16 protein-coding genes are annotated in these 11,828 nt (G+C 60.1%); 8 read left to right on the top strand and 8 right to left on the bottom strand.

What is annotated here, in order from left to right; translation table 11 throughout:
• The first annotated feature begins 37 nt into the window (after window positions 1-37).
• The 5 genes from BM413_RS11850 to aat all read left to right on the top strand — a co-directional run bounded on the left by BM413_RS11850 (window position 38) and on the right by aat (window position 3,986).
• The gene (locus tag BM413_RS11850) at window positions 38-853 is read left to right on the top strand and encodes a DsbA family protein (protein ID WP_091913540.1); all 816 of its coding nucleotides are present in this window, start codon (window positions 38-40) and stop codon (window positions 851-853) included.
• A gap of 133 nt (window positions 854-986) precedes the next feature.
• Window positions 987-1,421, top strand: coding sequence for a type II 3-dehydroquinate dehydratase (gene aroQ / locus BM413_RS11845; RefSeq protein WP_091913539.1), 435 nt, complete (start codon window positions 987-989; stop codon window positions 1,419-1,421).
• Between the two features lie 29 nt (window positions 1,422-1,450).
• Complete coding sequence (accB, locus tag BM413_RS11840; RefSeq protein ID WP_091913538.1) at window positions 1,451-1,912, top strand: acetyl-CoA carboxylase biotin carboxyl carrier protein; 462 nt, start codon at window positions 1,451-1,453, stop codon at window positions 1,910-1,912.
• Between the two features lie 7 nt (window positions 1,913-1,919).
• Entirely contained in the window at window positions 1,920-3,263 is a 1,344-nt protein-coding gene (gene accC / locus BM413_RS11835) for an acetyl-CoA carboxylase biotin carboxylase subunit (RefSeq protein WP_091913537.1), read from the top strand.
• Window positions 3,264-3,368: 105 nt separating this feature from the next.
• Window positions 3,369-3,986 carry a leucyl/phenylalanyl-tRNA--protein transferase gene (gene aat, locus BM413_RS11830; RefSeq protein ID WP_091913536.1) on the top strand — a complete coding sequence of 206 codons (618 nt, stop codon included), beginning with the start codon at window positions 3,369-3,371 and terminating at the stop codon, window positions 3,984-3,986.
• Here aat and BM413_RS11825 read toward each other — a convergent pair.
• From BM413_RS11825 to BM413_RS11815, 3 genes are all read right to left on the bottom strand, one after another.
• Window positions 3,977-4,387, bottom strand: a complete 411-nt coding sequence (locus tag BM413_RS11825) for a hypothetical protein (protein ID WP_091913535.1) — start codon at window positions 4,385-4,387, stop codon at window positions 3,977-3,979. The genes aat and BM413_RS11825 overlap by 10 nt on opposite strands.
• 64 nt (window positions 4,388-4,451) lie before the next feature.
• A complete protein-coding gene (locus BM413_RS11820) occupies window positions 4,452-4,976 on the bottom strand; it encodes a DUF2155 domain-containing protein (protein WP_244537846.1) in 525 nt (174 codons plus the stop codon).
• A gap of 157 nt (window positions 4,977-5,133) precedes the next feature.
• Entirely contained in the window at window positions 5,134-5,532 is a 399-nt protein-coding gene (locus tag BM413_RS11815; RefSeq protein WP_091913725.1) for an NADH:ubiquinone oxidoreductase subunit NDUFA12, read from the bottom strand.
• Between the two features lie 168 nt (window positions 5,533-5,700).
• Here BM413_RS11815 and BM413_RS11810 point away from each other — a divergent pair, with 168 nt between their 5' ends.
• A complete protein-coding gene (locus BM413_RS11810) occupies window positions 5,701-6,183 on the top strand; it encodes a hypothetical protein (protein WP_091913724.1) in 483 nt (160 codons plus the stop codon).
• Here the strand turns inward: BM413_RS11810 and BM413_RS11805 are convergent.
• The 3 genes from BM413_RS11805 to gatB all read right to left on the bottom strand — a co-directional run bounded on the left by BM413_RS11805 (window position 6,167) and on the right by gatB (window position 8,870).
• Window positions 6,167-6,634, bottom strand: coding sequence for a GNAT family N-acetyltransferase (locus tag BM413_RS11805; RefSeq protein WP_091913534.1), 468 nt, complete (start codon window positions 6,632-6,634; stop codon window positions 6,167-6,169). The two genes, BM413_RS11810 and BM413_RS11805, sit on opposite strands and share 17 nt — an antisense overlap.
• Before the next feature lie 4 nt (window positions 6,635-6,638).
• The gene (locus BM413_RS11800; RefSeq protein ID WP_091913533.1) at window positions 6,639-7,130 is read right to left on the bottom strand and encodes a GNAT family N-acetyltransferase; all 492 of its coding nucleotides are present in this window, start codon (window positions 7,128-7,130) and stop codon (window positions 6,639-6,641) included.
• Window positions 7,131-7,370: 240 nt separating this feature from the next.
• Window positions 7,371-8,870 carry an Asp-tRNA(Asn)/Glu-tRNA(Gln) amidotransferase subunit GatB gene (gatB, locus tag BM413_RS11790; protein WP_091913531.1) on the bottom strand — a complete coding sequence of 500 codons (1,500 nt, stop codon included), beginning with the start codon at window positions 8,868-8,870 and terminating at the stop codon, window positions 7,371-7,373.
• 329 nt (window positions 8,871-9,199) lie between these two features.
• On the opposite strand from gatB, the gene BM413_RS11785 reads away from it, so the two are divergent.
• Window positions 9,200-9,457 (top strand): YjhX family toxin, encoded by a 258-nt coding sequence (locus tag BM413_RS11785; RefSeq protein WP_091913530.1) that lies wholly within the window; start codon window positions 9,200-9,202, stop codon window positions 9,455-9,457.
• 54 nt (window positions 9,458-9,511) lie between these two features.
• Here BM413_RS11785 and BM413_RS11780 read toward each other — a convergent pair whose 3' ends face one another.
• Window positions 9,512-9,943 (bottom strand): CBS domain-containing protein, encoded by a 432-nt coding sequence (locus BM413_RS11780; RefSeq protein WP_091913529.1) that lies wholly within the window; start codon window positions 9,941-9,943, stop codon window positions 9,512-9,514.
• Window positions 9,944-10,079: 136 nt separating this feature from the next.
• On the bottom strand, window positions 10,080-10,814 hold the full coding sequence (locus BM413_RS11775) for a rhomboid family intramembrane serine protease (RefSeq protein WP_091913528.1): 735 nt from the start codon (window positions 10,812-10,814) through the stop codon (window positions 10,080-10,082).
• 359 nt (window positions 10,815-11,173) lie between these two features.
• Here BM413_RS11775 and BM413_RS11770 point away from each other — a divergent pair, with 359 nt between their 5' ends.
• The gene (locus tag BM413_RS11770) at window positions 11,174-11,812 is read left to right on the top strand and encodes a PAS domain-containing protein (protein ID WP_091913527.1); all 639 of its coding nucleotides are present in this window, start codon (window positions 11,174-11,176) and stop codon (window positions 11,810-11,812) included.
• The last annotated feature ends 16 nt before the right edge of the window (window positions 11,813-11,828 follow it).

The raw sequence follows: 11,828 nt of genomic DNA, 5'->3' as shown, positions 1-11,828 counted from the left end.
AGCATGCGCAGATTCTCTGGCAAGGACGAGTAACGAGATGAACAAGGCAATTCTGTTTGGCACGACCGGCACGGCAATCGCTCTGGCGATGCTGGCTTTCGGCTTCATGGCGGGACGGCCAGAGACAGCGGCTGCCCAGACGCTCGCACAGGCAACAAGCTCGACCTCGCCTGCGAATCTCGACCGCGCCGAAATCGAGACGATCGTGCGGGATTATCTCCTGAAAAACCCGGAAGTCCTGCTGGAGGCACAGCAGGCGCTTGAAGACAAGCAGCAGGAGGCGCAGCGCGTCGCCAGCCTCGATGTCATCAAAGGGGCAAAGGAAGACATCTTCAATTCCGCCCATGACGGCGTCGTCGGCAATCCGAACGGCAAGGTTACGATCGTCGAGTTCTATGACTACAATTGCGGCTACTGCAAGCGCGCCCAGGCTGACATGCAGGCGCTGACGGAGACCGATCCTGAATTGCGCTTCGTGCTCAAGGAATTCCCGATCCTCGGCCCGGATTCGCAGAAGGCCCATGTTGTTTCGCAGGCATTCCTGAAGCTTGCACCGGAGAAATACGAAGAGTTCCACAACCAGCTTCTCGGTGGACAGGGCCGCGCCGGCGAGGAAAGCGCGATCAAGATCGCGCTGGCGCTCGGCGTCGATGAGGCCAAGCTGCGCGAAGAGATGAAGAACCCCGCCATCATGGAGAACTTCTCCAAGACCTACGATCTCGCCAACAAGCTCGCCATCACCGGCACCCCGTCATACGTGGTCGGCAACGAAGTTGTGTTCGGCGCGCTCGGCAAGGATGTGCTGGCCGAGAAGATCAAAGCGGCCAAGACCGCGTCGTCGGCCGCCAATTAAGAAACCCGCACAGACGCGCCGGCCTGTGGACAGCGAAAGAACGAACTTGCGCTCTTTTCGCGGCGGCCTAAGCCCATTATAGAGGGTGCGGCGCGCCGGTCGGCGATCGGCGCGGAATAAGGGATATTGCATATTGAATACGGTTTTCGTTCTGAACGGCCCCAATCTCAACCTGCTCGGCAAGCGCGAGCCGGGCATATATGGCGGCAAGACCCTTGCCGACATCGAGGGCGATTGCCGTAAGAACGCCGAAGCGCTCGGGCTTGCCATCGAGTTTCGGCAATCGAACCATGAAGGCAACCTGGTCGACTGGATACACGAAGCCGCAGACAAGGCCGTCGGCGTGGTCCTCAACGCAGGCGCATACACCCATACCTCCATTGCCATTCACGATGCCATTCGCGCGACTGCGCCGCTGCCGGTGGTCGAAGTGCATCTCTCCAACATTCACGCGCGCGAGCCGTTCCGGCACGTCTCCATGGTCGCCCCGGTGGCGGTCGGGATGATCTGCGGCTTCGGCCCGCTTGGCTACACAATGGCGCTGCAGGCGCTCGCCGCCCGCCTCTGAGCGGCCGGACCAGAAGAAAAGGCTCGAACATGTCGATAAAGAAGCCCGGTGTTGACCAACAGATGATCCGCGATCTCGCCGGCATCCTGAACGACACGAACCTGACCGAGATCGAGGTCGAACTCGGCGACCTGAAGGTCCGCGTCTCGCGCCAGGCACCGACGGTTCACGCCGTCGCGGCCCCTGCCCCGGTCTTCACGCAGACGGCGCCCGGCCCGCAGCCCACGGCTTCCGCTCCGGCAGCACCGGACGTTTCGAAGAACGCCGTGCCTTCACCAATGGTCGGCACTGCCTACCTGGCGCCGTCGCCGGACGCCAAGTCGTTCATCGAGGTTGGCCAGACGGTTAAGGAAGGCCAGACCTTGCTGATCATCGAAGCCATGAAGACGATGAACCAGATCCCCTCGCCGCGTTCCGGTACTGTTACGGCGATCCTTATCGAGGACGCACAGCCGGTCGAGTTCGGCATGCCTCTGGTCGTCATCGAATAGGCCCCGGATGTTCCAGAAAATCCTCATCGCCAATCGCGGCGAAATCGCCCTTCGGGTCCTGCGCGCTGCCAAGGAACTCGGCATCCAGACGGTCGTCGTCCATTCGACGGCTGACGCAGACGCCATGCATGTGCGCCTCGCCGACGAAAGCGTCTGCATCGGACCGCCGCCCTCGCGCGACAGCTACCTGAACATCCATCAAATCGTCGCGGCCTGCGAGATCACCGGTGCGGATGCCGTGCATCCGGGCTACGGCTTCCTCTCCGAAAACGCCAAGTTCGCCGACATACTGGCGGCCCATAACATCACCTTCATCGGCCCGTCCGGCGATCACATCCGCATCATGGGCGACAAGATCGAGGCCAAACGCACGGCCAAGCGTCTCGGCATTCCGGTCGTTCCCGGTTCGGATGGTGCCGTTTCGGATGAAGGCGAAGCCAAGCGCATTGCCGCTGAGATCGGCTACCCGGTCATCATCAAGGCATCTGCCGGCGGCGGTGGCCGCGGCATGAAGGTCGCCCGCACCGAAGAAGACCTGATCGAGGCCTTGCAGACGGCACGCAGCGAAGCTGGCGCGGCCTTCGGCGACGATGCGGTCTACATCGAAAAATACCTCGAAAAGCCCCGTCACATCGAAATCCAGGTCTTCGGCGACGGCGCCGGCAACGCGATCCATCTTGGAGAGCGCGACTGCTCGCTGCAACGCCGCCACCAGAAAGTCTGGGAGGAAGCCAACTCGCCCGCGCTGAACGAAGAACAGCGCATGAAGATCGGCGAAGTGTGCTCCAAGGCGATTGCCGATCTCGGCTATTCGGGCGCCGGCACGATCGAGTTCCTCTACGAGAACGGCGAGTTCTATTTCATCGAGATGAATACCCGCCTTCAGGTCGAGCACCCGGTGACGGAAGCCATCACCGGCATCGATCTCGTGCATGAGCAGATCCGCGTCGCCTCCGGCGGCGGGCTTTCGGTGCGCCAGGAAGACATCCGCTTCCAGGGTCACGCCATCGAATGCCGCATCAATGCGGAGGATCCGCGCACCTTCGTGCCCTCGCCCGGCACGATCACGCATTTCCACACGCCCGGCGGCCTCGGCATTCGCGTCGATTCTGGCGTCTATTCCGGCTATCGCATTCCGCCTTACTACGACAGCCTGATCGGCAAGCTGATCGTGCATGGCCGCAATCGCGTGGAATGCATGATGCGCCTGCGCCGCGCGCTCGACGAGTTCGTCGTCGATGGCATCAAGACCACACTGCCGCTGTTTCGCGAACTGGTCGGCAATGCCGATATCGCCAATGGCGACTACGATATCCATTGGCTGGAAAAGCACCTCGCCGAGACGGAATAACGCTGGATAAGCCCGGTCGAAATGCCGGGTACTGTGTGTAGCGTCCGAAAGACCAAGTTGACGGAAACGCGTTTCGGCGCGTTTCTTTTATACTTGTGAGGCTTGATGACCCGTCCATATGCCCCCGGCTATCGCATACCGCCCGAGCTTTTGCTGAAGGCTTACGCGTCGGGCGTCTTCCCGATGGCCGAAAGCGCTTCGGACCCCGAAGTCTTCTGGGTTCGGCCGGAGACGCGGGGCGTCATCCCCCTCGATGCCTTCCATGTTCCCAAGAGCCTGCGCAAAGCGATTCGCCAGAACCGCTTCGACATTCGCTTCGACAGCGATTTTGCCGGCGTGATCGACGGTTGCGCCGAAGTTCGCGATGAGCGCCAGACGACATGGATCAACGCCCCGATTCGGGAGGCCTATATCAACCTGTTCGAGCGCAGCCATTGCCACTCGGTCGAAGCATGGCGCGACGACCGCCTTGTCGGCGGGCTCTACGGCGTCAGTCTTGGTCGCGTCTTTTTCGGAGAAAGCATGTTCTCCAAGGAAACGGACGCATCGAAAGTCTGCCTCGTGCATCTCGTTGAAAGGTTGAACGCGCGAGGCTTCGTCCTGCTCGACACCCAGTTCACCACCGAACATCTCAAGCGCTTCGGTGCAGTCGATGTGCCACGCGGCAGATACGAAAAGATGCTGGAAAAGGCATTGCGCGGCGAAGCCGTCTTCTATCCCTGACGATCCGATTTACCGGATTTCTTGGCTGCGTCCGACTTCTTGGCCTTAGCCTTTATCGGCGTCTGCGAATGGAACATCATCTTCCAGCCGTTGGTTCGGTGCACATATCCAGTGCTGACAAGCGCAGCATAGGGTTCACCATCTTCGCGGGTGGCATGCGCTTCATATGTAAGCATGACGATGTCGCTTCCCGGCTCGATAATGCCCTTGAGCTCGATCTCCAGCTTTCGCCAGCGCTTCGGATTGTCAGCGGTTTCCGCCAGGTCGGCGTTGCTCATCGCCTGGGCCATCCCGGGAAAGGCCACGAGGCATTCCCTGTCGGCATTGGCGGAAAAGAAATCGGAACCGCCCATCCAGAAGCCCCTCTCGATTTCGAGAAGCTCTTTCTCATTGGCCATCATTGGAAAGTCCTCCTAGCGGTTGCCCGAAAGACAACGCGCCGCGGAGAAGCCGGTTCCTGAGGGATCAGTTGCTCTTGGCGGTGTCGGGTGCAGGCACGTCCGATTTCGCCTTGCAGCTCTTCAGCCAGACGTCATAGACGGGATGCTCGACCGCGTTCAGGCCCGGGCTTTCGGCAAACATCCAGCCGGTGAAGATGCGGCGGATTTTCCGGTCGAGCGTGATTTCATCCACTTCGACAAACGAATCGGTCTTGGGTTCTTCGGCCTCGGGCCGCGAATAGCACACGCGCGGCGTCACCTGCAGGGCGCCGAACTGCACCGTCTCGTTGATGTAGACGTCGAACGATGTGATGCGGCCGGTGATCTTGTCGATGCCGGAAAACTCCGCGACCGGGTTCTTCATGCGCTCGACCTTCGGCGCGGGCTCCGGCTTGACCTCTTCGTCGTTCTCCGGCGCTTGCTGCTGGGGCTGGGCCGGCACATCGTCCAGCGGCATCTCATCGCCATCGAGCGGGAACTGCTCCTGCGCATAGGCCCGCAAAGGAACCGCAGCGATCATCATCGCCGAAAACACGAGGGCGCCGGTCAAGACTTTGCGCTGCAGAATTCGGCTGAAGATCATCATATGGAGAATACCGGAAGTTGCGCCTGGGACAATTTCTCACCCACCAAGGCATATCGCTGCTTTGTCATCAACAAGCAGTTAACCAAGGAATGTGGCGAGAACATACCGGACCGGCGCACTCTTATGCGCCGGGCGTCCAGGCGTCGTAGTCGCCGGTAACCTGAGGGCGATGGCCGGTGCCAAGCACGGAGCCCTTCGGGCGATAGGCGGCCGAAGTTCCAGTGAGATTCGTCTGGTGCGGCTTCTGCCACTCGCGGGCCGTGTAGTTCTCCTGCGACGGCGGCGTGTCGACGCGATGATGCATCCAGCCGTGCCAGCCGGGCGGAATCTTGGAGGCCTCGGAGGTTCCGCTATAGATCACCCAGCGACGCGTGCGGCCTTCCGAATCGGTGCCGCCTTCGTAATAGACGTTGCCCCAATCGTCCTGGCCGACTTTCGTGCCGTAACGCCAGGTATGAAGGCGTGTGCCGAGCGTCTGCCCGCTCCACCAGGTAAAAAACTGCAGGAAGAATTTCTTCATCGGATTCCTCGCGGCAAGCGCGTCGAACAATACGATGCCTTATGGCTTTCGCAGGCGCGAATGGCAAGAGTTTAGCTGCGAAACGAGCTGCTTTGCCCGCAATTGGCAAAGGCCGGCGCGCGGCATAGCATCGCGATACTCTGCAACCTCGCACTCGGGCGGAAGCTGATGGAATTCAAGCCTATCCTGGAAATACTCAGCCTGTGCGTGACCATCATCGGCCTGCCGCTGGCGATTTTCATCTTCGTCTACGAGCAGCAAAAAGAACGCGCCAACGAAGAAGAGGAAATCTACCAGCTTCTCTCCGACGGCTACACCGACTTCCTGAAGCTGACCCTCGAACATCCGGACCTGAAACTTCAGTCGCGAACGGCGACACCCAATCTCACCGAGGATCAGGTCGAGCGCATGCTGGCGATGTTTGCGATTCTGATCGCGCTGTTCGAGCGGGCCTATCTCGTCGCCTATGACGACGATCTGCCGCCGCGAAAGCTCCGCCGCTGGGCTTCGTGGGAAGACTTCATGCGCGAGTGGTGCCGGCGCGAGGATTTTCGGCTCGCGCTGCCGCAACTGCTGCCGGGCGAAGACCCGGAGTTCGCGGTCTATATTTCAAGGATAGCCGAGGAAGAAGCGGCTAAAGCTTCAGCTTGAAGCCTGCGTGGCTCTGTTCGAAGCCGAGCCGCTTGTAGAAGCGATGCGCATCGGTGCGTTGCAGGTTCGATGTCAGGTGAACCACCCGCGCACCTATCGCTTGGCCTTGCGCTATGGCATGCCGCATCATCTTCTCACCGATGCCACGGCCACGCATGTCCTCCCGCGTTTGCACCGCCTCGACCCGCAACGTTGTCGAACCGTGTCCGGACATGACCACGATCAGCGTCGTCTGGAACGTCCCGACGACCTCGCCGGCCAATTCTGCAACGTAGAGCGTGTCGTTCGCGCTGGCTTCGATGCGCTCGAACGCGGCCTCGTAGAGCGGCAGGGCCTCGGGTTCGATCGTGTCGCCATAGCCGCCGATTGCATCGGCGGCAAAGAGCGCAGCGAGCGCCGGAATATCGACGCGGCGCGCGGGCCTTATCGACAGATTATCGATGTCGGCCATGGGCTTATCCGAGTTGTTTCTCGCAGTTGAAAATGACCAGCCCCGACGCATGGGTGGTCTTGTCCTCTTGCCTGTCGGCGATGACAAACCCGTTCGCGCGGTAGAAGGCTACGGCGCTATGGTTGTCTTCGACGACTTCGAGATGCAGTGTTTTTGCCTCTGGAAAACTGTCTTCGATTTCCGCCAGCAACATTCTGCCAATGCCCAGCCGCTGCGATGTGGGACGAACGTAAAGTTGGTGGATCGTAACGATCTTCCCATCATCGCCCGCTTTGGCATAGGCCATGCCGCCGAGCGTCTTGCCGTCATCGGCGACAAGGAACTCCGAGCGCGGCCGCTCGAGATTGGCCTTCAGCTTCGCCAGCGAATGCCATTCGTCGGTGATCTGCGTAACCCGTTCCGGGCCATACAGATCGTCATAGGTCGCATGCCATGTCTCTACGAGCAGCGCACGAACAGCTGCCAGATCGCGCTCACTCGCGGTACGTATGAACATTGCTAAAACTCTTCATGCCGGCTTAGCGGAAGAATACATCGCCTTGGGCTTTGCGCCGATCCATCTCCCCGCGCAATTCCCGGTGTAGTTTCTCGGCAAAATCCAAACTTACCCCGACCCTTGTATGGAACTCGCTCTCGTTGTTCAGCGCTTCTCGCACCTCGTTCAAACAATTAGCCAGAGCCAAGAGCTCATCGGCGTCCAATCTGGTTAACAAGAAGGGGTTCATTCAACGACCTGTTATTCGATCCCGAGCTTGGCCTTGATCAGGTCGTTGACGGTTTGAGGGTTGGCTTTGCCACCCGTCGCCTTCATCACCTGACCGACGAACCAGCCGGCCATGCTCGGCTTGGCCCGCGCCTGCGCGGCCTTGTCGGGGTTGGCGGCAATCACCTCGTCCACCGCCTTTTCGATGGCGCCGGTATCGGTCACCTGCTTCATGCCGCGGCTTTCGACCAGCGCGCGCGGGTCGCCGCCCTCGTTCCAGACGATCTCGAACAGGTCCTTGGCGATCTTACCGGAGATTGTGCCTTCCTTGATCAGGTCGACGACAGCGCCGAGCTGATCGGGCGAAACCGGAGCGTTTTCAATATCCTTGCCGGCCTTGTTCAAAGCGCCAAGCAGATCGTTGATGACCCAGTTGGCAGCAAGCTTGCCGTCGCGGCCGGCAGCAACCTTCTCGAAATAGTCGGCGATCGCCTTTTCGGAAACCAGGATCGAGGCGTCGTAGACGGAGAGGCCGAGGCTCGAGATCAGCCGCGCCTTCTTGTCGTCCGGCAGTTCCGGCAGGTCTTTCGCCAGTTCATCGACATAGGCCTGGTCGAATTCGAGCGGCAAAAGGTCAGGATCGGGGAAATAGCGGTAGTCATGCGCTTCTTCCTTGGAACGCATGGACCGCGTCTCGCCCTTGTTGGGGTCGAACAGCCGCGTTTCCTGGTCGATCTTGCCGCCGTCTTCCAGAATGGCGATCTGGCGGCGGGCTTCATAATCGATAGCCTGGCCGACGAAACGGATGGAATTGACGTTCTTGATCTCGCAGCGCGTGCCGAACTCGCCGCCCGGCTTGCGCACGGAGACGTTGACGTCGGCGCGCATCGAGCCTTCGTCCATGTTGCCGTCGCAGGTGCCGAGATAGCGCACGATGGTCCGCAGCTTGGTGACATAGGCCTTCGCTTCGTCAGCCGAGCGCATGTCGGGCTTGGACACGATCTCCATCAGCGCCACGCCAGAGCGGTTGAGATCAACATAGGACATGGTCGGGTGCTGGTCGTGGATCGACTTGCCGGCATCCTGTTCCAGATGCAGACGCTCGATGCCGATTTCGACGTCCTCGAACTCGCCCTTGCGATCGGGACCGACCGAAATCGTAATCTTGCCCTCGCCGACGATCGGCTGCTTGAACTGCGAAATCTGGTAGCCCTGCGGCAGGTCGGGATAAAAGTAGTTCTTACGGTCGAAGACCGATTTGTGGTTGATCTGCGCCTTCAGCCCGAGCCCGGTGCGGATCGCCTGCTTGACGCATTCCTCGTTGATGACCGGCAGCATGCCCGGCATGGCCGCATCGACCAGACTGACATTGGCATTGGGCTCCGCGCCAAACGAGGTCGAGGCGCCGGAGAACAGCTTTGCGTTCGAGGTCACTTGCGCATGCACTTCCAGGCCGATGATGATTTCCCAGTCGCCGGTGGCGCCGGGGATCAGGCGTTTCGGGTCGGGCGTGCGCGTGTCGATGAGGGTCATGGCGTTCCGGCTGGGCTATTCGTTGCAAAATAGGAATTTTGTTGAGCAACTAAATTCAACTGTTCGCTAGATCAATCGTTGCTCTGTTGCAACCATTCCCGTTCAAAGTGTGACGTTTGGCCAGCCTCGGCTGGCGCGAAAACCACGGCCGCGTTATATCCATCCCGTCCCGATGGAGTTTGGATGTCTACGTCAGCTCAGTCCCGCTAAGGCCCTGACCTTCCCAGGAAGGCAGGGCGTGAAAACCTGAAACCCCGTGCCGCAGAACCCTGCGGCGGCGGCTTTTTGTTTTGGCCATTACGGCCAGGTTTTCCGAAAGTTCTCCAAAAATGGACATATCGCGCAATGAACAGCGCATTCTGCACCTGCTCGCGCAGGGCGGACGCATTGAAGTCGAAAAAGACGACAGGAAACGTATCGAGCAAATCCAGTGCCTCACCCGTGACGGTTGGGCCTATCCGGATTTCGATCTCGGTATTTTCCGCAAGCTGAAACGGAAGAAGGCCATCGCCTCTTCCAATGGCGGCCCCTATCGCATCACGCGCCACGGGCTGAAGCTGGTCCGCCCCGAACTCGACAACAGATAGGTGCTGCTCTGGAACCCGCCGGCATATTCGTGTGCCGGCGGCGATCCCGAGATCCTACGCCGTCGCTATATAGGCGCGTATTTCGTCAGCCTCGCGCTCGACGTCCTCGATACGCCGTTTGACCACGTCACCGATGGAAACAATGCCATCGAGCCTGCCGTTCTTTTCGACCGGCAAGTGGCGGAAGCGGCCGCGCGTCATGATTTCCATGACTTCGTTGACCGTATGATGTTCGTTGCAGATATTGACCTTGGGCGTCATGACAGCCCGCACGGTCTGGTCGAGCGCTCCCACCCCCTCCTTGGCGAGAACCCGGACGATATCGCGCTCCGAAAGAATGCCGACGATCCTCTGATCGCCATTCGTGACAACCAGCGCGCCGATGCGGTGGTCGGCGAGTATTCGTACCGCTTCAGCCAGTTTCTCGTTCGGCCCGAGCGTGAAAACGTCATGGCCCTTCGCTTCGAGAATTGCCTTCACCGTCATGGCGTCCTCCTTTGCCAGTACAAAACCGGAACCGGCCCATACTCCTCCACATCGCGGCTCCAATGCCGTCATGGTGCGCTTGGATGGCCTTCATTTCAAGTGTGAAGCCGGTTTGGCGGGCGCTTGGACTTCGAGGTTACAGCGTCATCGTTCGTTGAGGGCGGTCAAAGAACTGGATTCCGAAAAAGCCGACGAGAAAGCCGCCGACATGGGCCTCCCAGGCGATGCGGTTGGCCATGTCAGGCCCAAAGCCGTAAATGCCGGTGACGAGATTGACGACCATCCAGACGACAAGGAATGTCATCACGGTGCGCGAGCGGAACACCAGCGACACCGGCAGGAGCGTGCCGGCGAAGGCCGGCTTTCCGGCGGAGCGGTCCACGCGGAAGCCGAAACGAGCAGCAGCCCCCATCATGCCGGCTATCGCGCCGGAAGCGCCGACCAGCGGCGCATTGTCCATCGAATGCAGGCTGTAATGCAGCGCGACCGCAGCGATACTCGAAACCACCCAGAAAACAGAGAAGCGAAGCGCGCCGAGACGATTCGCCAGCGGCGAGCCGAATGCCGCGAGCCACACCATGTTGATCAGCAGATGCGTGACGCTTCCATGCAGGAAGGAATAGGTGACCGGGCTGGTAAAGGCATAGACGTCCAGATCGAACTGGCCCGAATAGCGGATTGGGATGAAGGCGCCGCGCAGGATCAGTTCGAAATCCTGGTCAGGCGTCAGCACGTAAAGCCGCAGCAGATGGATGCCGACGCAGAGCGCGATGGCAGCAATGACGATGACGGGAAGATTGAAAACCGGCTCACGGCGCTCAGGTGCCGGTTCCGGCTCGGGGCTGCGTTCTTCCGGCAATGCGTCATTCATGCTGGGTTCCAACTGCTGGGTCATGGAGACGCCTTTAGCGAAGAGCGGCGCGAATCACAAAAGAAAAGCCGCCCAAAGTTTCCCCTGGACGGCTGGTCGAGCCCCACGCTCTCCCAAAATCTTTGACTGAAGTGCTGCCGGTCACCTCGCGGCGACCACTTCTGGAGTGATTTCAAGGTGCCACAGGCCCGATTGGCGCGCAACGTAAACCAATTGTTAACCTTAACGCCCCCGATCGGTTAACAAGCCGACACCCGCACTGGCACGCAACCTGCTCCGCCCCGCATGTAGGCCATCGAACAACGCCTTTCTGTTCGCCGATGGAACATAACAGAACAGATCGCGCGGAGCGGAGCAGCATGAAACAGAACGGATCGATCGACCTGTTCCATTATTGGAACCGATTGCGAGACGGGCGTCCGGCACCGAAGCGGACCGAAATAGAACCCAGCGATATAAAGTCCCTCCTCGCTGACACCTTCATTCTTGAGAAGGACACGCGCGGCGAAGCGGTGTTCCGGCTCGCCGGCACGCGCCTCTGCGCCACCTATGGGCGCGAGCTAAAGGGTTTTTCATTCCCGTCGCTCTGGCGCGAGAAGGACCAGCGCCTGATTGCGCGGCTGGCTTACGGCGTGTTCAAGGCAAAGTCCGTCGTGCTCGTGACCTTCGAAGGCCGCTCGAAAGGCGAACGCACCAACCCGTTCGAACTGCTGCTGCTGCCGCTCGATGGCGGCCTCGAACACCAACGCTCGCTCGGCATCGTCACGCCTGCCGAAAAGCCCTACTGGCTTGGCACCGATCCGATAGTCGACTCGCTGATAGACTCGGTTAGGGTCATCGATCCTGATCGCGAACCGATGTTCCTGAACAACCGCCCGGCGGTCACCGTCCCGTCGCTGGCGCCGAGCGACCGCACTTTCTCGGACCAGTCACTCGCCATGAACGGGGCAAGACGCATCCGTCACCTTGTCGTATTCAAGGGCGGACGCGACGAATAGCTTAATTTCCGGCCAT

This window comes from Mesorhizobium sp. YR577, from assembly GCF_900116595.1.
Classification (GTDB): Bacteria; Pseudomonadota; Alphaproteobacteria; order Rhizobiales; family Rhizobiaceae; genus Mesorhizobium_M.
The sequence above is the reverse complement of the archived record's forward strand: the minus strand, read 5'-3'. Positions and strand labels throughout refer to the sequence as shown.

Bases quoted from the DNA above. Each gene is read 5' to 3' on its own strand.
- BM413_RS11850 (WP_091913540.1), top strand. From the start codon at position 38: ATGAACAAGGCAATTCTGTTTGGCACGACCGGCACGGCAATCGCTCTG.
- accB (WP_091913538.1), top strand. From the start codon at position 1,451: ATGTCGATAAAGAAGCCCGGTGTTGACCAACAGATGATCCGCGATCTC.
- accC (WP_091913537.1), top strand. From the start codon at position 1,920: ATGTTCCAGAAAATCCTCATCGCCAATCGCGGCGAAATCGCCCTTCGG.
- aat (WP_091913536.1), top strand. From the start codon at position 3,369: ATGACCCGTCCATATGCCCCCGGCTATCGCATACCGCCCGAGCTTTTG.
- BM413_RS11825 (WP_091913535.1), bottom strand. From the start codon at position 4,387: ATGATGGCCAATGAGAAAGAGCTTCTCGAAATCGAGAGGGGCTTCTGG.
- BM413_RS11815 (WP_091913725.1), bottom strand. From the start codon at position 5,532: ATGAAGAAATTCTTCCTGCAGTTTTTTACCTGGTGGAGCGGGCAGACG.
- BM413_RS11810 (WP_091913724.1), top strand. From the start codon at position 5,701: ATGGAATTCAAGCCTATCCTGGAAATACTCAGCCTGTGCGTGACCATC.
- BM413_RS11805 (WP_091913534.1), bottom strand. From the start codon at position 6,634: ATGGCCGACATCGATAATCTGTCGATAAGGCCCGCGCGCCGCGTCGAT.
- BM413_RS11800 (WP_091913533.1), bottom strand. From the start codon at position 7,130: ATGTTCATACGTACCGCGAGTGAGCGCGATCTGGCAGCTGTTCGTGCG.
- gatB (WP_091913531.1), bottom strand. From the start codon at position 8,870: ATGACCCTCATCGACACGCGCACGCCCGACCCGAAACGCCTGATCCCC.
- BM413_RS11785 (WP_091913530.1), top strand. From the start codon at position 9,200: ATGGACATATCGCGCAATGAACAGCGCATTCTGCACCTGCTCGCGCAG.
- BM413_RS11780 (WP_091913529.1), bottom strand. From the start codon at position 9,943: ATGACGGTGAAGGCAATTCTCGAAGCGAAGGGCCATGACGTTTTCACG.
- BM413_RS11775 (WP_091913528.1), bottom strand. From the start codon at position 10,814: ATGAATGACGCATTGCCGGAAGAACGCAGCCCCGAGCCGGAACCGGCA.
- BM413_RS11770 (WP_091913527.1), top strand. From the start codon at position 11,174: ATGAAACAGAACGGATCGATCGACCTGTTCCATTATTGGAACCGATTG.